The sequence below is a fragment of the Neisseria sp. genome, from assembly GCF_030530745.1.
Taxonomy (GTDB): domain Bacteria; phylum Pseudomonadota; class Gammaproteobacteria; order Burkholderiales; family Neisseriaceae; genus Neisseria.
Genome location: NZ_JAUMUI010000003.1, coordinates 122,022 through 142,393 on the forward strand (window position 1 = coordinate 122,022; position 20,372 = coordinate 142,393).

General features: G+C 56.0%; 17 protein-coding genes and 1 pseudogene. 14 read left to right on the top strand and 4 right to left on the bottom strand.

Annotated features, from left to right (window positions below; translation table 11 throughout):
- Positions 1 to 74: 74 nt before the first annotated feature.
- Positions 75 to 2,252 (bottom strand): malate synthase G, encoded by a 2,178-nt coding sequence (locus Q3970_RS02335; RefSeq protein WP_303098996.1) that lies wholly within the window; start codon positions 2,250 to 2,252, stop codon positions 75 to 77.
- Positions 2,253 to 2,503: 251 nt separating this feature from the next.
- On the opposite strand from Q3970_RS02335, the gene Q3970_RS02340 reads away from it, so the two are divergent.
- On the top strand, positions 2,504 to 2,932 hold the full coding sequence (locus tag Q3970_RS02340; RefSeq protein ID WP_303098997.1) for a molybdopterin-binding protein: 429 nt from the start codon (positions 2,504 to 2,506) through the stop codon (positions 2,930 to 2,932).
- A gap of 229 nt (positions 2,933 to 3,161) precedes the next feature.
- Here Q3970_RS02340 and Q3970_RS02345 read toward each other — a convergent pair whose 3' ends face one another.
- Together Q3970_RS02345 and rho are read right to left on the bottom strand one after the other, a co-directional pair.
- On the bottom strand, positions 3,162 to 4,511 hold the full coding sequence (locus Q3970_RS02345; RefSeq protein WP_303099015.1) for a deoxyguanosinetriphosphate triphosphohydrolase: 1,350 nt from the start codon (positions 4,509 to 4,511) through the stop codon (positions 3,162 to 3,164).
- An 80-nt stretch (positions 4,512 to 4,591) separates the two neighbouring features.
- Positions 4,592 to 5,851, bottom strand: a complete 1,260-nt coding sequence (gene rho, locus Q3970_RS02350; protein WP_303098998.1) for a transcription termination factor Rho — start codon at positions 5,849 to 5,851, stop codon at positions 4,592 to 4,594.
- A gap of 932 nt (positions 5,852 to 6,783) precedes the next feature.
- On the opposite strand from rho, the gene Q3970_RS02355 reads away from it, so the two are divergent.
- The 6 genes from Q3970_RS02355 to Q3970_RS02380 all read left to right on the top strand — a co-directional run bounded on the left by Q3970_RS02355 (position 6,784) and on the right by Q3970_RS02380 (position 13,154).
- Positions 6,784 to 8,172 carry a GntP family permease gene (locus tag Q3970_RS02355; RefSeq protein WP_303098999.1) on the top strand — a complete coding sequence of 463 codons (1,389 nt, stop codon included), beginning with the start codon at positions 6,784 to 6,786 and terminating at the stop codon, positions 8,170 to 8,172.
- A gap of 35 nt (positions 8,173 to 8,207) precedes the next feature.
- Positions 8,208 to 9,002 (top strand): 3-hydroxybutyrate dehydrogenase, encoded by a 795-nt coding sequence (locus tag Q3970_RS02360; RefSeq protein ID WP_303099000.1) that lies wholly within the window; start codon positions 8,208 to 8,210, stop codon positions 9,000 to 9,002.
- A gap of 95 nt (positions 9,003 to 9,097) precedes the next feature.
- Positions 9,098 to 10,453, top strand: a complete 1,356-nt coding sequence (locus Q3970_RS02365; RefSeq protein ID WP_303099001.1) for a short-chain fatty acid transporter — start codon at positions 9,098 to 9,100, stop codon at positions 10,451 to 10,453.
- A gap of 96 nt (positions 10,454 to 10,549) precedes the next feature.
- Positions 10,550 to 11,251 (top strand): CoA transferase subunit A, encoded by a 702-nt coding sequence (locus Q3970_RS02370; protein ID WP_368494365.1) that lies wholly within the window; start codon positions 10,550 to 10,552, stop codon positions 11,249 to 11,251.
- A 2-nt stretch (positions 11,252 to 11,253) separates the two neighbouring features.
- On the top strand, positions 11,254 to 11,883 hold the full coding sequence (locus tag Q3970_RS02375) for a CoA transferase subunit B (protein WP_303099002.1): 630 nt from the start codon (positions 11,254 to 11,256) through the stop codon (positions 11,881 to 11,883).
- 89 nt (positions 11,884 to 11,972) lie between these two features.
- Entirely contained in the window at positions 11,973 to 13,154 is a 1,182-nt protein-coding gene (locus Q3970_RS02380; protein ID WP_303099003.1) for an acetyl-CoA C-acetyltransferase, read from the top strand.
- A gap of 208 nt (positions 13,155 to 13,362) precedes the next feature.
- Here Q3970_RS02380 and putP read toward each other — a convergent pair whose 3' ends face one another.
- A complete protein-coding gene (gene putP, locus Q3970_RS02385) occupies positions 13,363 to 14,859 on the bottom strand; it encodes a sodium/proline symporter PutP (RefSeq protein ID WP_303099004.1) in 1,497 nt (498 codons plus the stop codon).
- Positions 14,860 to 15,110: 251 nt separating this feature from the next.
- Between putP and lgt the strand changes: the two genes are divergently transcribed.
- The 7 genes and pseudogenes from lgt to Q3970_RS02420 all read left to right on the top strand — a co-directional run.
- On the top strand, positions 15,111 to 15,968 hold the full coding sequence (gene lgt / locus Q3970_RS02390; RefSeq protein WP_303099005.1) for a prolipoprotein diacylglyceryl transferase: 858 nt from the start codon (positions 15,111 to 15,113) through the stop codon (positions 15,966 to 15,968).
- A 67-nt stretch (positions 15,969 to 16,035) separates the two neighbouring features.
- Positions 16,036 to 16,620, top strand: a complete 585-nt coding sequence (locus tag Q3970_RS02395) for an aminodeoxychorismate/anthranilate synthase component II (RefSeq protein WP_303099006.1) — start codon at positions 16,036 to 16,038, stop codon at positions 16,618 to 16,620.
- A 29-nt stretch (positions 16,621 to 16,649) separates the two neighbouring features.
- Positions 16,650 to 16,958 (top strand): YrhK family protein, encoded by a 309-nt coding sequence (locus tag Q3970_RS02400; RefSeq protein ID WP_303099007.1) that lies wholly within the window; start codon positions 16,650 to 16,652, stop codon positions 16,956 to 16,958.
- Between the two features lie 44 nt (positions 16,959 to 17,002).
- Positions 17,003 to 18,034 (top strand): anthranilate phosphoribosyltransferase, encoded by a 1,032-nt coding sequence (gene trpD / locus Q3970_RS02405; RefSeq protein ID WP_303099008.1) that lies wholly within the window; start codon positions 17,003 to 17,005, stop codon positions 18,032 to 18,034.
- 188 nt (positions 18,035 to 18,222) lie between these two features.
- Entirely contained in the window at positions 18,223 to 19,017 is a 795-nt protein-coding gene (gene trpA / locus Q3970_RS02410; RefSeq protein ID WP_303099009.1) for a tryptophan synthase subunit alpha, read from the top strand.
- 26 nt (positions 19,018 to 19,043) lie between these two features.
- Positions 19,044 to 19,913, top strand: coding sequence for an acetyl-CoA carboxylase, carboxyltransferase subunit beta (gene accD / locus Q3970_RS02415; RefSeq protein WP_303099010.1), 870 nt, complete (start codon positions 19,044 to 19,046; stop codon positions 19,911 to 19,913).
- A gap of 204 nt (positions 19,914 to 20,117) precedes the next feature.
- A pseudogene (locus tag Q3970_RS02420) lies at positions 20,118 to 20,372 on the top strand (hypothetical protein); the annotation flags it as partial.

A 20,372-nucleotide genomic window follows, 5' to 3' on the forward strand; every position in this document is an offset into this window, starting at 1 on the left:
AGTTAGAAATCATCAAGGCCGTCCGAAATATTTTCAGACGGCCTTTAATTCCGTTTAAAACTACCGTTTTAAAACTATTGCGCCTTGGCCACGCGCCGCCAGTGGTGCAGCAGCGGTTCGGTATAGCCGTTGGGCTGCTCCGTGCCCTTAAATATCAAATCACAGGCGGCGAGGAAAGCGGGCGAGGTATCGAAACGTCCGGTCATCGGTGTGTAGGCGGGGTCGCCTTCGTTTTGCCTGTCCACCACGCCGGCCATGCGCTCCAGCGTTTCACGCACCTGCGCTTCACCCACCACGCCGTGCAGCAGCCAGTTGGCGATGTGCTGGCTGGAAATGCGCAGGGTGGCGCGGTCTTCCATTAAGCCTACGTTGTGGATGTCGGGCACTTTCGAGCAGCCCACTCCCTGCTCCACCCAGCGCACCACATAACCGAGTATGCCTTGGCAGTTGTTGTCGAGTTCCTGCCTGATTTCGTCGTCAGACCACATCCGGCCGTCTGAAAACGGAATGGTGAGCAAATCGCCGGTATAGTTTTGCGGCGGTTGCGCGAGCAGCGTTTTCTGCACGTCGAACACGTTCACCTGATGGTAATGCAGGGCGTGCAGGGTGGCGGCGGTGGGCGACGGCACCCAGGCGGTGGTGGCGCCGGATTTGGGGTGGCCGATTTTCTGTTTGAGCATTTCGGCCATCAAATCGGGCATCGCCCACATGCCTTTGCCGATTTGCGCTTTGCCCGGCAGGCCGCATTGCAGGCCGGTTTGCACATTGCTCAATTCGTAGGCGTTAATCCATTTGCTCGACTTCATATCGCCTTTGCGGATAAATGCGCCGCCCTGCATGGAGGTATGCATTTCGTCGCCGGTGCGGTCGAGGAAGCCCGTGTTGATGAACACCACGCGCTCTTTGGCGGCCCGAATGCAGGCGGCAAGGTTGGCGGAAGTGCGGCGCTCTTCGTCCATAATGCCCATTTTGAGGGTGTTGCGCGGCAGTTTGGCCAAATCTTCAAAGGCGGCGAACAATTCGTCGGCAAACGCCACTTCTTCGGGGCCGTGCATTTTCGGCTTCACAATATACACCGAGCCTGCGCGGCTGTTTTTGTTTTCGCTGCGGTTCAGGTCGAAGAGGGCTATCAGGGCGGTCATCACGCCGTCGAGTATGCCTTCGGGAATTTCGTTGCCCGCTTCATCGAGCACGGCGGGAGTGGTCATCAGATGGCCGACGTTGCGGATAAACAAAAGCGAGCGGCCGGGCAGTTTGAAGCCGCCGCTGCCGTCGGGCTTGGTGTAGGCGCGGTCGGCATTGAGGCTGCGGGTGAAAGTTTTGCCGCCTTTTTCCACTTCTTCGGTGAGCGTACCGGTCATCAGGCCGAGCCAGTTGGCGTACACCAGCGCTTTGTCTTCGCCGTCAACCGCGGCCACCGAGTCTTCGCAGTCCATGATGGTGCTCAGGGCCGCTTCGAGCACGATGTCTTTCACGCCGGCGGGGTCTTGGCTGCCGATGGGGCTGTTTTTGTCGATGAGGATGTCGATGTGCAGGCCGTTGTGCAGAAACAGCAGCGAGGAAGGCGCATCGGCGCTGCCGTTGTAGCCTGCGAAGAGTTCGGGCGAAGCCTGGCCGCTCTCGCTGCCGTCGTTCAGTTTGGCTTTCAGACGGCCTTCCGAAACGGTGTAGGCCGCAACGTCTTTATGGCTGCCTTTCGCCAACGGAATGCTGTTGTCGAGAAATTCGCGGGCAAACGCAATCACGGCGTCGCCGCGTTTGGGGTTGTAGCCTTTACCGGGCGCCAAACCGCCGCTCTGATCGATGGCGTCGGTGCCGTAAAGCGCGTCGTAAAGGCTGCCCCAGCGGGCGTTGGCGGCATTGAGTGCGTAGCGGGCGTTGTTAATCGGCACCACCAGCTGCGGCCCGGCCTGTTCGGAAAGCTCGCGGTCGACATTGGCGGTGGCGATTTTGAATTCTGCGGGCGCCTCAACCAGATAACCCAGCTCTTTCAAAAATGCCTGATACGCGGCTTCGTCTTTCACCGCACCGGGATTCTGCCTGTGCCAAGCGTCGATTTGTGCCTGAATTTCATCGCGCTTTTGCAGCAAGGCGCGGTTTTTCGGGGCGAATTTCTGCACCAAACCGGTAAAGCCCTTCCAAAATTCAGCCGATTCGACTTTCGGATGCTTGGCCAATACTTCGTTTTCGATAAATTGATAAAGACGATCGTCCACCTGCAAACCGGCGGCGCGGGTATAGCTGTATGCCATATCGGGTTCTCCTGAAATATTTTTCTCATTGCACCCTACCGCAGCTGCTGCGGCAAAGTTAAGGCAAAAATACCATTAATCTCGGGAATAATCCATAGTTTTAAACCGCTAACCTGCAACAGGCCGTCTGAAAAAAGTTTTTATACACAATCTGTTTCAACAGACTACATACAACATGCCTTACAAAAACCGACAGGCTGCCCTAAAATGCGTTTCAAACGGCCAAGGCCGTCTGAAAAAGGAACCCATCGATGAAAACCAGCGCAAGAAACCAATTCGCCGGCACCGTTAAAGCCATCAGGCAAGACACAGTAAACAGCGAAGTAACCATCGCCCTGCCCGGCGGGCAGGAACTGGTGGCCGCCATCACCCGCAGCAGCTGCGACAACCTGAATCTGGCGGCAGGCAGCCCCGTGGTCGCCTTGATTAAATCCACCCACATCGTTATCGCCACCGATTTGGATCACATCAAACTTTCCGCCCGCAACCAGTTAAACGGCATTATCAGCGATATCGAACGCGGTGCGGTGAACTCGGTGATAACGCTTGATGTCGGCGGCGGCACGCTGATAACGGCGGGCATCACCATGCAGAGCACCGAGCAGCTCGATCTGCGCCCCGGCCAAAAAGCAACCGCGATATTCAAAGCCGGCAGTGTGATTTTGGGCGTATTGGCCTGAATATAGTCAGACTACTTACTTAGCAACGATTCCGTCATACCCGGGCTTGACCCGGGTATCTCTTTTTCTTCTAAAACAAAAAGATGCTCGGGTCAAGCCCGAGCATGACGCAAGTGTTTTAAGGTACCTAAACAACTTGCAAAGGTCTCAAAAAGATACCTGGGCCAAGCCCGGGTATGACGCGTGTACTTTATATCAAGCTGATTAACTAAGGCCGTCTGAAAACACGCTACACCATGCCTATGCCCGACACTTCCCGCGCCATTTTGGCAGCGGCGTTATCGGTCATGCCGCCGACGAAATCGAGAATCTTCATATAGGCTTCATACAGGCTGTCGCTGCGGGTAACGGGTTCGCTGTTTTTCAGCAGTTCCAACGCGAGCGACTGGCGGGTGTTAACCTGCCCCTGTGTAATCAGCGCATGGGCGGCGGGAACCAGCAGGTCGAGAATCGAGCCCAAGCAGGGGAAGGCGGCGATTTCGGTCATCAGTTTGCTTTGGTGGCGGAAAATGCGTGTGCGCGCCAGCTCTTTGGCTTTTTCGAGCGTATTCTGCACTTCGGGGCTGCACAGGGCGAGCAAATCCCTGCCTTTGAAATGGTTGGACAGCAAATCCTGCTGGTGCGTCATAAAGGTTTGCGCCACGTCTTCAATCGCCCGCCCGATGGCCATGCCGCGCAGCATGGCGCAGCGTTGCAGGCTGCTTTGCGCCTGCCATGCGCCGGCGGTTTCGGTGAAGGTGAGTTCGGCCAAAATGCTTTCCACTTCGGCATCGCCGAGCAGGCCGATTTCGACGGCGTCTTCCAAATCGAGCAAGGCGTAGCAGATGTCGTCGGCGGCTTCCATCAGGTAAGACAGCGGATGGCGCGCCCAGCGGTCGCCGCCCTGCCCGATTAATCCCAATTCGTCGGCCACGCGGCGGATAAACGGCAGCTCGGTTTGGTAGATATTGAATTTTTTGCGGCCGTTGGGGTCGAGCGTGGTCCACGGGTATTTCAGCAGCGCGCCTATGGTGGCCGCCGTCAGCCGCATACCGCCTTTGCCGCGGTACATTTCCAAACTCGCCAGAATGCGCAGGCTGTGGGCGTTGCCTTCATAAGTTTGCACATCGTTGCGTTCGGGTTCGCTCAAGGTGTCGAGATAACGCCCGTGGACGGGGTTGCGGAACCAGTCGCGCAGCGCGTCTTCGCCGGTGTGGCCGAACGGCGGATTGCCCAAATCGTGCGCCAGACACGCCACCTGCACCACCGCGCCGATGTCGCCCGGGGTGTTGCCCTGCGGCAGAAAACCGCCGGCCTGCAACATCACGCCGACGCGGTTGCCCAAGCTGCGGCCCACGCTTGCTACTTCCACGCTGTGGGTGAGGCGGTTGTGGGTGTGGTCGTGTTCGGCAAACGGATGCACCTGCGTTTTGCGCCCCAAACGGCGGAATGCGCCCGAAAACACCACACGGTCGTAATCGATATGGAAATCGGTACGCAGTGCATCGGCCCCCTCTTGGGTAGACGGCGTTACCGTAGGCACCACTTCCCCGTCTTTCAGGCGGAAGCGCCGGGTAGAGAGCAGTTGCTGCCAGTTCATTTTCTGCATAAGCCATTCAGCCTTTGTTGTCAGCCTTTATTGTCAGCAGGCCGTCTGAAAGCTTTCAGACGGCCTGTATGTCATTTACCGCGCATCAGTTCGAAAAACTCGTTGTTGTCTTTGGAATCTTTAAGCTTGCCCACCAAAAACTCAATGGCCTCGATTTCGTCCATCGGATGCAGGAACTTACGCAGCAGCCACATACGCTGGAGCTGGTCGTTGGGTACCAGCAGCTCTTCGCGGCGGGTTCCCGACCTATTGATGCTGATGGCGGGGAACACGCGTTTTTCGGCGATGCGGCGGTCGAGGTTGAGCTCCATATTGCCCGTGCCTTTGAATTCTTCAAAAATCACGTCGTCCATGCGGCTGCCGGTGTCCACCAGCGCGGTGGCGATGATGGTGAGCGAACCGCCCTCTTCCACATTGCGCGCCGCACCGAAAAAGCGTTTGGGGCGGTGCAGCGCGTTGGCGTCCACGCCGCCGGTGAGAATTTTGCCCGAGGCCGGCACCACGGTATTGTAGGCACGTGCCAGGCGGGTGATGGAATCGAGCAGGATCACCACGTCTTTTTTGTGCTCGACCATGCGCTTGGCTTTTTCAATCACCATTTCGGCCACCTGCACATGGCGCTGGGCCGGCTCGTCGAAAGTGGAAGCCACCACTTCGCCGCGCACGCTGCGCGACATTTCGGTAACCTCTTCGGGGCGCTCGTCAATCAGCAAAACAATCAGTTCCACATCGGGATAATTGGCGGTAACGGCATGGGCGATATTTTGCAGCATCACGGTTTTACCGGTTTTCGGCGGCGCCACCAAGAGCGCGCGCTGGCCGAAACCGATGGGCGAAACCAAATCAATGGCGCGGCCGGTGATGTTTTCTTCGGCCTTGATGTCGCGCTCGAGTTTGAACTGTTTGGTGGGGAAAAGCGGGGTGAGGTTTTCAAACAGGATTTTATGCTTGCATACTTCAGGATTGTCGCCGTTGATTTTGTCCAGCCTCACCAAGGCAAAATAACGCTCGTTGTCTTTCGGCACGCGCACGCTGCCTTCGATGGTGTCGCCGGTGTGCAGGTTGAAGCGGCGGATCTGCGTGGGGGAAACGTAAATATCGTCAGGGCCTGCCAAATAAGAAGTGTCGGCACTGCGCAGAAAACCGAAACCGTCCGGCAGGATTTCGAGCGTGCCCGAGCAGGTAAACGATTCACCCTGCTTCATCATTTGGCGCACGATGGCAAAAACGAGATCTTGTTTGCGGAAACGGTTGGCATTTTCAATGCCGTGCTGCTCGGCCATTTCCACCAATTGGGAAATGTGTCGGGTTTGTAGTTCGGAAACGTGCATAAATTTTATGGATATAGTGTGTTAAGTAGATTGGCAAGAACGAAAAATCAGGCGGCCGGTATGCCGTCTGAATTCTAAAGATATTCAGAAATCCGGTTGCCGATACGGCAGTAAAGAATGACAAGGTGTTTGTCGGGTTGGGATTTTAGGGAGTTCGGCAAACGGTGTCAAATGGATTTATGGGATTTATACCAAGCCGCCGCAATCACCTGCGAAAAACTTGCAAGCCCTACCAACGCTGTACTGTTTTAAATTTAAGCCACTATATTGCAGGCAAGGCATTAATCCTGCATACACGGCAACTGCACCATGAATTCAGATGTATAAAAATTAACGGAATATACTTCACTTAAAAATAATGCCGTCTGAAAATATTTTTCAGACACTGCCGGTTTTTAATAACGGATTCCTGCAAGCATTCCCTTTTCTCCTGCACGGCACATTATTGATATTTGCAAACACCCTCATAAAATAATCCTTAACGCCAACCCGGCATTCTGTTCCGCTTCAAGACGCCGGCAAAAACTGAAAAGCCGATAAATCCACAGTTTCAATGCAGGTTACTGCCACGCAATTCTCTCTGCCTCAAGAAACCCATCAAACCTTTTCCCCTGAAATGCCGAATCAAAGTGTTTACCAAATTTGACACACAAAACAAAGAAAAGATAAAATTTTAACGAATTTAATTTTGTGTTTTTGAAAAAACAGCTTATATCTGCCCCGAAACAGAACAAACTGCCGGATGGCGCGTATCGGCGCCGACAGCATTAGTCCCGGCTGTTGCCGGTGCATGTACAACACGGAAAACACAAAATCATTATGCCGCGAACACTTGCGGCAGTATTGGCGGCCGCCTTGCCTACTCCTTGCGGAGCAGTTCGGAACTGCCCGGTTGCCGCCAATTCTCAACCATCGACGGAGATCGAAAAGCCATGGGTACCTTTGCAATCATTATTTCATTGATATTGCTGATGTTTTTCGCCTACAGAGGTCTGACAGTGCTGCTGCTTGCCCCGCTGATGGCAGCCTTGGCGGTTCTGCTTTCGGGCGACGGCGGCTTTCTGATGCCTGCCTACACCGAAACCTTTATGAGCGCGCTTGGCAATTATCTGTTGAAATTTTTCCCTGTATTCCTGTTAGGCGCGCTCTTTGGCCAACTGATGGCCGATTCCGGCGCAGCCACTTCCATTTCCAACGGAATCATGAAGCGGCTGGGCGCAAAGCACGCCATCTTGGTAGTAATCCTGGTGTGCGGCCTGCTGACATACGGCGGGGTTTCCCTGTTTGTGGTCGCTTTCGCCATCTATCCGATTTCCAAAGTGCTGTTCCGTCAGGCCGGCATTCCCAAGCGTTTGGTTCCCGCCTCTATCGCACTGGGATCGTTCACCTTTACCATGACCGCGCTGCCCGGCACGCCCGCCATCCAAAACGCCATTCCCATCCCTTATTACGGCACCAATGCATTCGCCGCACCCGGCTTGGGCATTATCGGTGGTGCCGTCATGTTCCTGCTCGGCTGGTGGTGGCTGCACAGCCGTGCGGCAAAAGCAGCGAAAAAAGGTGAAGGATACGGCACCTATTCCGACGATGCGCTGGAAGACAAAGAACCCGAAAAATCGGATATGCCTTTCTTGATTGCCCTCCTGCCGCTGGTTTTGGTTATCGCTGTCAATGCCGTTTTAACGTATTTTGTTTTCCCCAACGTGAATTTCACATTTTTATCCGAGCGTTTTCCTGATTTGAAAGTATCTGCCCAGCAGGGTTTGTGGTCGATTATCATCGCCCTTCTGACCGCCTGCTCGGTATTGATCGTTTTGAACCTGCGTCATTGGAAACACCTGCAAGGTACAGTGAATAAAGGTGTATACGGCTCCATGCTGCCGATTTTCAACACCGCCTCCGAAGTGGGCTACGGTGCAGTAATCGCATCGCTGGCAGGCTTCGCCGTCATCCGCGACAGTGTGTTGGGCATTGCGCCCGGCAACCCCGTGATTTCCGAAGCAGTAGCCATGACCGCACTGGCAGGTATCACCGGCTCTTCTTCAGGCGGCCTCAGCATTGCACTGCAGACTTTAGGGGCCGACTATCTCGCCATGGCTCAGGCAGCGGGCATTTCTCCGGAACTGCTGCACCGCGTGGCCGTGATGGCGGCGGGCGGTTTCGACACCCTCCCCCACTGCGGCGCCGTGATTACCCTGCTTTCGATATGCCACCTTAACCACAAACAGTCTTATATGGACATTGCCGCCGTTACCATCGCCATTCCCGCCGTCGCCACGATAACGGTAATCACCTTGGGCACCCTTTTCGGATCTTTCTAACCCCATCACCGACCATGAAATTTTAGGAGTAAGCCATGTCTTCCATCCGATATGATTTGAACGGAAAAACCGCATTGGTTACCGGCGCCGCCAGCGGCATCGGCAAAGAAATCGCCGTACAGTTTGCCAAGGCGGGCGCCAATGTCGGCGTGGCCGATTTGAATCTGACTGCCGCCGAAACAACCGCCTCCGAAATCACAGCAGCAGGAGGCAAAGCCCTTGCCGTCGCCATGGACGTATCCGACGAAGCCGCCGTACAGGCCGGCACCGACAAACTGGCCGCCGCTTTCGGCAGCATCGACATTCTGGTTTCCAACGCCGGTGTGCAGATTATTGATCCGATCGACAAACTCTCTTTCGCCGACTGGAAAAAAATGCTTGCCATCCACCTCGACGGCGCGTTCCTAACCACACAGGCGGCCTTGAAGCACATGTACGGCGGCAACGGCGGAACGGTTATCTATATGGGCTCCGTGCACTCCCACGAAGCATCTGCGCTCAAAGCTCCCTACGTAACCGCCAAACACGGCCTGCTGGGCTTGTGCCGCGTGTTGGCGAAAGAAGGAGCGGCACACAACGTCCGCGCCCACGTCATCTGTCCGGGCTTCGTAAAAACTCCTTTGGTAGAGAAACAGATTCCCGAACAGGCCCGGGAAAAAGGCATCAGCGAGGAAGAAGTGGTTAAGAAAGTCATGCTGGGCAACACCGTCGACGGCGAATTCACCACCACCGATGATATTGCACAACTGGCCCTCTTTTTGGCCGCATTCCCGACCAACGTCTTTACCGGCCAGTCTTTTCTTGCCGGACACGGCTGGGGCATGAAATAAGCGCACCGGCAGGCCGTCTGAAAACAGATTACCTGCCGCGCGAAACCCTGTTTCCCCGGATACGGCCTGATCCCGTTCCGGACATCCTGATACAAATGGGTAAAAACATTATGTTCCGTTTTCTCGTTGAGTTGAATGTGCGGATAATGAAAAATTATCTGCCTTCCCCGTTCGTTTTCTGCATCATCCTGACAGCCTTGATTTCGGCCGCCGTATTAACCGTAACCGGACAAACCCTGCTTCAGGCGGCCGGTTTTTGGAGCGACGGTTTGTGGTCGCTTTTGGGTTTTTCCATGCAGATGGCCCTGATTCTGGTAACCGGCCACGTTTTGGCCAAAGCCCCTTCTGTCGGCCGGCTGCTGGATAATCTGGCCGCCAAAATCAAAACCCCCCGTGCCGCTGTTGCTGCCGTTACCCTTGCGGCATTGATCGGCTGCTGGCTGAACTGGGGTTTCGGCCTGATAATCGGTGCCGTTTTCGCCAAAGCCCTGGCAAGGCAGGTTCGCGGCGTGGATTACCCGCTGCTGGTAGCATCGGCCTATTCGGGTTTTCTGATTTGGCACGGCGGCCTTTCCGGCTCCATCCCCCTCGCACTGGCCACGGAAGGTGCGGATTTGGTCAAACTTTCCGGCGGCACGATTCAGGCAGCCGTTCCCGTTGCCGAAACACTGTTTTCCCCCTTAAACCTAACCATCGTTTTCGGCCTGCTTTTCGGCCTGCCTCTGCTGAATATGCTGATGCTGCCGAGAAATCCCTTAGTTGCCGATCCTGAAAAACTGCAAGAAAAAGCACCCGAAATGCCGCCGCGCGATACGTTCGCGCACAAGCTCGACGACAGCCGCCTGATTGCCCTGTTTCTGGCCGCTTTCGGGGCAGTCTACCTATATGCACACTTTAGCCGGAACGGGTTCAGCCTGGCCTTAAACGTAGTTATCGCCCTGTTCCTGTTTGCCGGCCTGCTGGCACACGGCACGCCCGAACGCTACAGCCGCGCCGTCGAAGACAGTGCCAAAGGCATTGCCGGCATTGTCCTGCTGTTTCCCTTTTACGGCGGTATCATGGGGCTGGTCATGGGCGCACCCGAAGGCGGTACGTCCTTGGCCGCCATGATTACCAATGCCTTTATCGCCGTGTCTTCCGAACGCACTTTTCCGGTACTCGCCTTTCTCAGCGCCGGTCTGGTCAATGTATTCGTGCCCTCCGGCGGAGGGCAGTGGGCGGTTCAGGGACCTGTGATGCTGCCTGCCGGTGCCGCCTTGGGTGTCGATCCTGCCGTTTCGGCCATGGCGGTCGCGTGGGGCGATGCTTGGACCAATATGATCCAGCCGTTTTGGGCCCTGCCGCTTTTGGGCATCGTGGGGCTGGATGCCCGCGCCATCATGGGTTACTGCCTGACCGCCCTGCTCTATTCGGGCGCTTTAATCATATTGGCATTTTTGTTTTTAGCCTGACCCTTCCGCCCGCATAACGGGAGAGGCAGACTTTTGGAGGCAGCCGGAATTCCCGCCCTGCCGTTTTCCAACCTGATGTGTTCAGAAGGAGCATTAATGATGAACAAACTTTATCCCGATGCCGCAACGGCATTAAAGGATGCCGTTGCCGACGGCCAAACCATCGCCGTAGGCGGTTTCGGCTTGTGCGGCATTCCCGAAGCCCTGATTGCCGCACTGCGCGAGAGCGGCGTAAAAAACCTGACCTGCATCAGCAATAATGCAGGCGTGGACGGATTCGGGCTCGGCCTGCTGCTGGAAACCCGCCAGATCAAAAAGATGATTGCTTCCTACGTGGGCGAAAACAAAGAATTCGAACGTCAGTTTTTGTCGGGTGAGCTGGAAGTGGAGCTGACCCCGCAGGGCACGCTGGCCGAAAAACTGCGTGCCGGCGGCGCGGGCATTCCCGCCTTTTTTACACGCACGGGTGTCGGCACGCAGGTAGCCGAAGGCAAGGAAGTACGCGAATTCGACGGCGCAGAATACGTTCTGGAGCGCTCCCTCACTGCCGATGTTGCTTTGGTGAAGGCTTGGAAGGCCGATAAATCCGGCAACCTGGTATTCCGCAAAACCGCACGCAACTTCAACCCCGACGCGGCCACGGCAGGCCGCCTGACCATAGTGGAAGTAGAAGAACTGGTAGAAACGGGCACACTCGATCCCGACCATATCCATCTGCCCGGCATTTACGTACACCGCATCGTGGTTAACGCAAATCCCGAAAAACGTATCGAACAACGCACCATCAGGGAGGCATAAACATGGCTTGGACACGCGAACAAATGGCGCAGCGCGCCGCCAAAGAGCTGCAGGACGGCTTTTATGTAAACCTCGGCATCGGCCTGCCTACACTGGTGGCCAACTACATTCCCGACGGTGTGAACGTGATGCTTCAGTCTGAAAACGGCCTGCTCGGCATCGGCGCCTTCCCAACCGAAGCGGAAATCGATGCCGACCTGATTAATGCCGGCAAACAGACCGTTACCGCACAAACCGGTGCCAGCTATTTTTCCAGCTCGCAATCGTTTGCCATGATACGCGGCGGAAAGGTCAACCTTGCCATTCTCGGCGCCATGGAGGTTTCCGAACAGGGCGATCTGGCCAACTGGATGATTCCGGGCAAAATGGTCAAAGGCATGGGCGGCGCGATGGATTTGGTTGCCGGCGTACAGCGCGTTATCGTGCTGATGGAGCATACCGCCAAAAACGGGGCATTTAAAATCAAGCCCCAATGCGACCTGCCGCTGACCGGCAAAAAAGTGGTCGACCGCATCATCACCGATTTGGCCGTACTGGACGTTGTGCCCGAAGGTTTGAAACTGGTTGAACTTGCCGACGGCGTAACACTGGAAAGCCTCCAAGCCGCCACCGGAGTAAAAATCCTGCCGTAAACCGTTAAAGGCCGTCTGAAAAACAGCTCTGCAGTTTCAGACGGCCTTATATATCAACCTTACCGCATCGAAATAAGGAGTTATTTGTTATGAGCCGCAATATCGTGATTGTTGCCGCCAAACGCACCCCCATAGGCAGTTTCCTGGGCGGCCTCGCCACCCTGCGCGCGCCCGAACTGGGGGCGGTAGTCATTAAAGACCTGCTGCAGCAGACCGGCCTGAAACCCGAACAGATCAGCGAAGTGATAATGGGCAACGTGCTGACTGCCGGAGTCGGCCAGAACCCCGCACGCCAGGCCGCCATTTTAGCGGGGCTGCCCGTTCATATTCCCGCCACCACCGTCAACGTAGTTTGCGGTTCGGGTTTGAAAGCCGTCCAGATGGCAGCACAAGCCGTCGCCTGCGGCGATGCCGAAATCGTGATTGCGGGGGGTCAGGAGTCCATGTCGCAAAGCCCGCACTATGTCCATTTGCGCAACGGCATCAAAATGGGCAACGGCGAATTGGCCGACAGCATGGTTTCAGACGGCCTTACCGACGTTTACAACAAATACCATATGGGCATTACCGCCGAGAACATTGCCGAACGCCTCGCCATCAGCCGCGAAGAACAGGATACCCTCGCCCTGCAATCACAGCAGAAAGCCGCCGCAGCACAGGAGGCAGGTAAATTCAAAGACGAAATCACCCCCGTTTCCGTACCCCAGAGAAAAGGCGAACCTGTGATATTCGGCCAAGACGAATACATCAAAGCCGGCACCACCGCCGAAAAACTGGCGGCACTGCGCCCGGCCTTTAAAAAAGACGGCACAGTTACCGCAGGCAACGCCTCAGGCATTAACGACGGCGCCGCTGCCGTAGTGGTGATGACGGCCGAAAAAGCCGCAGAACTCGGCCTGAAACCCTTGGCCGTTATCCGTGCCTACGCCACCACAGGCGTAGAACCCGAAGTGATGGGGCTGGGTCCGGTAGGCGCAGTGGAGAAAACATTGGAAAAAGCCGGCTGGAACGTCGGCGACGTAGACCTGTTCGAAGCCAACGAAGCCTTCGCCGCACAAGCCTTGGGCGTTGCCAAAGAACTCGGCCTGCCTGCCGGCAAAACCAACGTTAACGGCGGAGCCATCGCCCTCGGCCACCCCATCGGCGCATCAGGCTGCCGCATTCTGGTAACGCTGCTGCACGAAATGCAGCGCAGCGGCAAAGCCAGAGGCGTCGCCACACTCTGCGTCGGCGGCGGCATGGGTTTGGCCGTGGCGGTAGAACAAATCTGACAACGCTCCTTCCCTGCCGAACCGTCCGGCTTTTCTAAAGCATCAGGCCGTCTGAAATGTTTTTTTCAGACGGCCTTGCCCGTTTTACCCGAACCCCTGCTGTAACAGGCGGCATCCGTTCAGGCTCTGCAAAAAAAGCCTATAGCGTCGCCTAGGGTCTGTTGACAATTAACGCAACGGCGGTATTTAAACGCTTCAGACGGCCCGTCTATTTCACAGCCCGATAGGCCTTGTCAGCTTCTTCAAACCTGTTTTCTACTTCTTTGGAAACCCTGCCCGTCAGCGACACCGCCACAATGGCGGTAAAGCAGGCAATAAATCCGGGCACGATTTCATAGAGGCTGCTGCCGGTCAAAGGCTTCCATGCCACCACGGTAACGGCACCGGCAATCATGCCGGCCAGCGCGCCGGCGGCGGTCATGCGTTTCCAAAACACCGACAAAATCACCACCGGGCCGAATGCGGCGCCGAAGCCTGCCCAAGCGTAAGACACCAGGCCCAACACTTTGCTTTCGGGGTCGGCTGCGATAATGACGGCGATCACGGCCACGGCCAGCACCATAATCCGGCCTACCCACACCAGCTCCTGCTGTGGCGCGTTGGGGCGTAAAAAGCCTTTATAGAAATCTTCGGTAATCGCGCTCGAGCATACCAGCAGCTGGCACGACAGGGTAGACATCACGGCGGCGAGAATGGCGGAAAGAATCACGCCGGCAATCCACGGATTGAACAAAAGCGCGGTCAACGCAATAAAAATGCGCTCGTTATTGCCTGCCATGGCACCGGCCTGTTCAGGATGCGCACCAAAATAAGCGATACCGAAATAACCCACGGCACATGCACCCGCCAAGCACAGAACCATCCAAGCCATACCGATACGGCGCGCGGATACCAGAGACTTCACGTTTTCGGCGGCCATAAAGCGCGCCAGAATGTGCGGTTGGCCGAAATAGCCCAAGCCCCATGCGGCGGTTGAAACAATACCCATCAGGGTGGTACCGGCCAGCAGGCTGCCGTATTCTTTACCGGCTGCGGCGGCCGCACTTTGGATGGCGGCACCTACTTCACCGGCTCCGCCCAAAGCCAGATACACCATAACGGGAGTGATGATGAGGGCAAAAATCATCAACGTAGCCTGCACGGTGTCTGTCCAGCTCACGGCCAGAAAGCCGCCGATAAAGGTATAGGCGATGGTTGCGCCCGCCCCCAGCCACATGGCCTGGGTATAGGTAACGTCAAGCAGGCTTTCAAACAGGCGGGCACCCGCCACGATGCCCGAAGCACAATAAATTGTGAAGAAAAACAGAATAATGGCGGCAGAAATCACCTTCATAGCCCTGCCGCCCGCACCGAAACGGTTGTAGAAATAATCGGGCAGCGTAAGTGCATTGTTATTGTATTCGGTGTGTACGCGCAGGCGGCCGGCCACCAAAAGCCAGTTGAAATACGCACCCACGGTCAGGCCGACGGCAATCCACGCTTCACTCAGTCCGACAGCATAAACCGCACCGGGCAGCCCCATCAGCAGCCAACCCGACATATCGGAAGCGCCCGCCGACATCGCGGTAACGAAACTGCCCAAACTGCGGCCGCCGAGAATATAGTCGTCGAAGCTGCGGGTAGAAAAATATGCCGCCAAACCTATCAGCAGCACGACAATCAGATAAATGCCGAAAGTAACATACATCGGATTAAACGCACCCATAAAAACCTCTTTAACTCTCAAATATTTTTCTGAAAAGGCCGTCTGAAACGGCGGTTAATACCTGCCCAATATGCTGCGGCATTTAACCCGAAGCGCCGCTATCCGTCAAGATTGGTTAGACAAAGTTAACCGCTTGAAAACACACCGCTCGGTCAAAGCACCAGCCCGCACGTTTCAATCTGCCTCCTGCGTTTCAGACGGCCTCTGTTATAATGGCTGCCCGCAAACGCACCCGCATAAGGTATTCCGTTATGATAATACACCCGGAGTTCAGCCCCGAACTAATCAGCATCGGCCCGTTGGCGATACGCTGGTATGCGCTCAGCTACATTGTCGGTTTCGTTCTGTTTATCTGGTTGGGCCGGCGCCGCATCGGCCGCGACGGCCAAGTGTTTACCAAAGAAATGCTCGACAACTTCCTCACCTGGGGCGTGCTCGGCGTGATCCTCGGCGGCCGTTTGGGCTATGTGCTGTTTTACCAGCCCGCCCACTTTCTCCAACACCCCGCCGACATCATCAAAGTTTGGGAAGGCGGCATGTCGTTCCACGGCGGCTTTTTGGGTGTATTGATTGCCATGTGGCTTTTCGGCCGCAAATACAAAACCGGCTTTTGGCGTACGGCCGACTTCGTTGCCCCTCTGGTGCCTTTAGGTCTGGCTTCCGGCCGCATCGGCAACTTTATCAACGGCGAGTTGTGGGGCCGTGTAACCGACGCCAACGCCTTTTGGGCGATGGGCTTTCCGCAAGCCGCCTATGAAGATGCCGCAGCTGCCGCCCACAACCCGCAATGGGCGGCCTGGCTGGCGCAATACGGCATGCTGCCGCGCCATCCTTCACAGCTCTACCAGTTTGCACTCGAAGGCATCTGCCTGTTTGTGATTGTGTGGCTGTTTTCCAATAAGCCGCGCCCCGTCGGGCAGGTATCCATGGTGTTTTTGGCAGGCTACGGCGTGTTCCGCTTTATCGCCGAATTCGCCCGCCAGCCCGACGAGCATCTCGGCCTCTTAACGCTGGGTTTGTCGATGGGGCAATGGCTGAGCCTGCCGATGATTATTCTCGGCATCATCGGCTTTATCTGTTTCGGCAAACGCAACGGAAAGGCCGTCTGAAAACCGCTTATCAAACGCCGCGCCGTTTCAGACGGCACCTTTGAAAACGATAACAGGCTGAAACATCATGCTTCTAATGATCGACAACTACGACAGCTTCACCTACAACATCGTGCAGTATTTCGCCGAACTCGGCCAAGAAGTAGAAGTGCGCCGCAACGACGACATCACACTCGAAGAAATCGCCGCCCTCAAGCCGCAATACCTGGTTATCGGCCCCGGCCCCTGCTCGCCCAAAGAAGCAGGCATTTCCGTAGCCGCCATGCAGCATTTCGCCGGCAAACTGCCGGTTATGGGCATCTGTTTGGGGCACCAAACCATAGGCGAAGCCTTCGGCGGCAATGTCGTGCGCGCAAAAACGCTGATGCACGGCAAAGTGTCGCCCGTGCATCATTTGAACAAAGGTATGTTTCACAACCTGCCCGATCCCGTAACCTGCACCCGCTACCACAGCCTCGTTATCGACCGCCCCACTCTGCCAAGCTGCCTCGAAATCACAGCCTGGACCGACGACGGCGAAATCATGGGCGTGCGCCACAAAACGCTGCCCGTCGAAGGCGTGCAGTTCCACCCCGAAGCCCTGCTCACCGAGCACGGCCATGAAATGCTGGCTAATTTCTTAAAAGAGTTTCAATATTTTCAGGTGGCCTGAAACCGTACAACAAGTAAAGGATCAAACCGATGCCGATATTCCACCCCGACAACCGCAGCCGCAGCCCCCTGCACAAAAAAATCTACGCATACAGCGAACTGGCCTATACGATAGTCGACTTTTCGGCGGCACTGCTGTTTGTTATCGGCAGTATCCTGTTTTTCAGCGCCCGAACCACATACGCAGGCACATGGCTGTTTTTAATCGGCTCGGTTTTATTCGGCCTGCGCCCAACCATCAAACTGTGCCGCGAGTTTGCCTACCTGCGTTTGGACAGCATGCCGCCTCAAAACAGCAGCCGCCGGCACCGGCAGTATTCCAACCCAAACTGCAAGTGAATGTTTCCAGGCCGTCTGAAACACCCGACCTTCAAGGAAAACCAATGATTACCCCCCAACAGGCCATTGCCCGCCTGATCGACAACAACGAACTTTTCTACGACGAAATGACCGCCCTGATGCGCCAGATCATGAGCGGCCAAGTGCCGCCCGAACAGCTGGCCGCCATTCTGACCGGCCTGCGCATCAAAGTGGAAACCGTATCCGAAATCAGCGCCGCCGCCGCCGTGATGCGCGAGTTCGCCACCCCCGTGCCCGTTATCGACAAAACACACTTGGTCGACATCGTCGGCACCGGCGGCGACGGCGCCAAAACGTTCAACATCTCTACCACCGCTATGTTTGCAGCAGCAGCAGCAGGCGCAAAAGTGGCCAAACACGGCGGCCGCTCGGTATCGTCATCCAGCGGCGCCGCCGACGTGCTCGAGCAAATGGGTGTTAATCTTGAGCTAACGCCCGAACAAGTCGGCCGCAGTATCGACGGCATCGGCATCGGCTTTATGTTCGCCCCCAACCACCACAGCGCCATGCGCCACGTCGCCCCCGTGCGCCGCTCGCTGGGTTTCAGAAGCATTTTCAATATCTTAGGCCCCCTTACCAACCCCGCAGGCGCACCGAACCAACTGCTCGGCGTGTTCCACACCGACTTGTGCGGCATACTCTCGCGCGTGCTGCAACAGCTCGGCTCGCAGCACGTTTTGGTGGTACACGGCAGCGACGGCCTCGACGAAATTACCGTTACCGGCCCCACCCGCGTGGCCGAGCTGCATAACGGCACCATCAGCGAATACGATATTTCCCCCGAGCAGTTCGGCTTAACCACCTACCCCAACCTCGACGGCATACGCGTAGGCAACAGCGCCGAATCGCTCGCCCTGATGAACCGCGTTTTAGCAGGCGAACCCGGCGCCGCACGCGACATCGTGCTGCTCAACACCGCCGCCTGCCTGTATGCGGGCGATGTTGTCCCTTCGCTGGCAAGCGGCGTTCAGGCCGCCGCCGAAGCCATCGATTCGGGCAAGGCCAAAGCCAAGCAGGTCGAATTTACGGCCTATACGCAAAGCTGCGCGCAATAGCCATACCAACCTAACCATCTGAAAAAATTAAAAATATCAAAACCACAATCCGCCCTCCTCCCGCCTTTCGGCCTGCGTGCGGATTGTGTAAATTATCGTTCAGGCAAAATCAAAGCAATGTTATACTTGCCATTTTCTTATTCCTTATCTTCAGGCCGTCTGAAACACAGGCCGCCGCACCTTGAACCATGAGCAGAATCCGGCAGACCTTCAACGCGCTGGGCGGTAACAAAGCCCTGATTCCGTATATCACCGTCGGCGACCCCGACACCCGCACCACACTCGCACTCATGCACAGCATGGCTGCCAACGGTGCCGATTTAATCGAACTGGGCGTGCCGTTTTCCGACCCGATGGCCGACGGCCCCACCATCCAGCGTGCCGCCGAACGGGCTTTAGCGCAAGGCGTTTCGTTGAAAGACGTGCTGGCCGTGGTGCACGAATTCCGCCAAACCAACCAAACCACCCCCGTAGTGCTGATGGGCTATCTCAACCCCGTGCATAAAATGGGCTATGCCGAATTCGCCCGCGCCGCCGCCGAAGCAGGCGTTGACGGCGTGTTAACCGTAGACTCGCCCGTCGAAACCATCGCCCCGCTGCACGACGCCCTGCGGCAAAACGGCTTGGACTGCATTTTCCTGGTCGCCCCCACCACCGGCGAAGCACGTATGGCCGCCATCGGCAAACTCGCCAGCGGTTTCGTATATTATGTATCGCTCAAAGGCGTAACCGGTTCCGCACAGTTGGATACCGAAGCCGTTTCGCGTAAAATCGAGCTTTTACGCAAATATACCGCCCTGCCCATCGGCGTGGGTTTCGGCATCAGCAATGCCGAAAGCGCCCGCAAAATCGCCGCCGTTGCCGATGCCGCTATCGTCGGCAGCCGCATCGTGCAAGAAATCGAAAACAACGCAGGCCGCGAAGCCCAGGCCGTCGGCGCATTGGTGAAACAACTAAAAGACGCCGTTGCACAGGCCGTCTGAAAGCATCTTCTAACTAAGGAGCAAACATGAGCTGGTTAGACAAAATCCTCCCTCCGAAAATCAAACGTGAAGACAAAAACGCATCCAACGTGCCCGAAGGTTTGTGGCACAAGTGCCCCTCATGCGCCGCCACCCTTTATTCCACCGATTTGCAGCAAAACCTGCAAGTATGTCCCAAATGCGGCCACCACAACGCCCTTTCCGCCCGCGAACGCCTCAACATCCTTTTAGATGAAAACGGCCGCGAAGAAATCGGCGCCGGCGTCAAACCCGTCGACATATTAAAATTCAAAGACAGCAAAAAATACCCCGACCGCCTTACCGCCGCACGCAAATCCACCGGCGAAGACGATGCACTGGTGGTGATGAAAGGCACCATGAACGGCCTGCCCGTCGTAGTAGCTGCGTTTGAATTCCGCTTTATCGGCGGCTCGATGGGTTCGGTGGTGGGCGAACGCTTCGTGCAGGGGGTGCGCCGTGCCGCAGCCGACCGCTGCAGCTTCATCTGTGTTGCCGCATCCGGCGGTGCGCGTATGCAGGAAGGCCTCAATTCGCTGATGCAGATGACCAAAACCAGCGCTTCCCTGCATCTGCTTACCGAAAAAAACCTACCGTTTATTTCAGTGCTCACTGATCCGACCATGGGTGGCGTATCTGCCAGTTTCGCTTTTTTGGGCGATATCGTAATAGCCGAACCCAACGCACTCATCGGTTTTGCCGGCCCCCGCGTGATTGAGCAGACCGTACGCGAAACCCTGCCCGAAGGTTTCCAGCGTGCCGAATTTCTCCTTGAAAAAGGCGCGATCGACCAAATCGTCGACCGCCGCGAGATGAAGCAGCGCATCACCGGCCTGCTTACCCTGCTGCGCCGGGAAGAACCCGTTACCGCCGCCTGATTGAAACACCCGAACAAAATCACATAAAGCAAACAGCATAATATTCAAACAGGTTATTACATTGCCATTTGTTTTCAAAAACAACCATTCGATTTAAATATGCCTTCAGCTTATTAAAACAGAATAGAATAAAAGTTCGATTGCACCCGCAACCGCCCCGGTACTGCGGGTGTTTTTTAACCAAACCTATAGGGAGTGTTAACAATGAACTACGGCTATTCTTCTTACAGCTACAAAGGCTACAGCGCCGCATACTGCGCACCTTCGGCTAAAAGCTATTACCAAGGCGGCAGCTACGGCAGCTACTTCGGCTATTACGGCTATCAGAAACACGGCGGTAAAAGCAGCAGCAAAGCCGGAAAAAAAGGCGCTTGGGATATCTATTGTATTCCCAAAGACTATATCCCCTACTGTCCTCCTGTAAAACCCCTACCGAAACCCGAACCTAAGCCCGAACCT

What these genes read in the sequence shown, in the direction of transcription:
- Q3970_RS02335 (WP_303098996.1), bottom strand. Translation starts at nt 2,252, where the DNA reads ATGGCATACAGCTATACCCGCGCCGCCGGTTTGCAGGTGGACGATCGT.
- Q3970_RS02340 (WP_303098997.1), top strand. Translation starts at nt 2,504, where the DNA reads ATGAAAACCAGCGCAAGAAACCAATTCGCCGGCACCGTTAAAGCCATC.
- Q3970_RS02345 (WP_303099015.1), bottom strand. Translation starts at nt 4,511, where the DNA reads ATGAACTGGCAGCAACTGCTCTCTACCCGGCGCTTCCGCCTGAAAGAC.
- rho (WP_303098998.1), bottom strand. Translation starts at nt 5,851, where the DNA reads ATGCACGTTTCCGAACTACAAACCCGACACATTTCCCAATTGGTGGAA.
- Q3970_RS02355 (WP_303098999.1), top strand. Translation starts at nt 6,784, where the DNA reads ATGGGTACCTTTGCAATCATTATTTCATTGATATTGCTGATGTTTTTC.
- Q3970_RS02360 (WP_303099000.1), top strand. Translation starts at nt 8,208, where the DNA reads ATGTCTTCCATCCGATATGATTTGAACGGAAAAACCGCATTGGTTACC.
- Q3970_RS02365 (WP_303099001.1), top strand. Translation starts at nt 9,098, where the DNA reads ATGGGTAAAAACATTATGTTCCGTTTTCTCGTTGAGTTGAATGTGCGG.
- Q3970_RS02370 (WP_368494365.1), top strand. Translation starts at nt 10,550, where the DNA reads ATGATGAACAAACTTTATCCCGATGCCGCAACGGCATTAAAGGATGCC.
- Q3970_RS02375 (WP_303099002.1), top strand. Translation starts at nt 11,254, where the DNA reads ATGGCTTGGACACGCGAACAAATGGCGCAGCGCGCCGCCAAAGAGCTG.
- Q3970_RS02380 (WP_303099003.1), top strand. Translation starts at nt 11,973, where the DNA reads ATGAGCCGCAATATCGTGATTGTTGCCGCCAAACGCACCCCCATAGGC.
- putP (WP_303099004.1), bottom strand. Translation starts at nt 14,859, where the DNA reads ATGGGTGCGTTTAATCCGATGTATGTTACTTTCGGCATTTATCTGATT.
- lgt (WP_303099005.1), top strand. Translation starts at nt 15,111, where the DNA reads ATGATAATACACCCGGAGTTCAGCCCCGAACTAATCAGCATCGGCCCG.
- Q3970_RS02395 (WP_303099006.1), top strand. Translation starts at nt 16,036, where the DNA reads ATGCTTCTAATGATCGACAACTACGACAGCTTCACCTACAACATCGTG.
- Q3970_RS02400 (WP_303099007.1), top strand. Translation starts at nt 16,650, where the DNA reads ATGCCGATATTCCACCCCGACAACCGCAGCCGCAGCCCCCTGCACAAA.
- trpD (WP_303099008.1), top strand. Translation starts at nt 17,003, where the DNA reads ATGATTACCCCCCAACAGGCCATTGCCCGCCTGATCGACAACAACGAA.
- trpA (WP_303099009.1), top strand. Translation starts at nt 18,223, where the DNA reads ATGAGCAGAATCCGGCAGACCTTCAACGCGCTGGGCGGTAACAAAGCC.
- accD (WP_303099010.1), top strand. Translation starts at nt 19,044, where the DNA reads ATGAGCTGGTTAGACAAAATCCTCCCTCCGAAAATCAAACGTGAAGAC.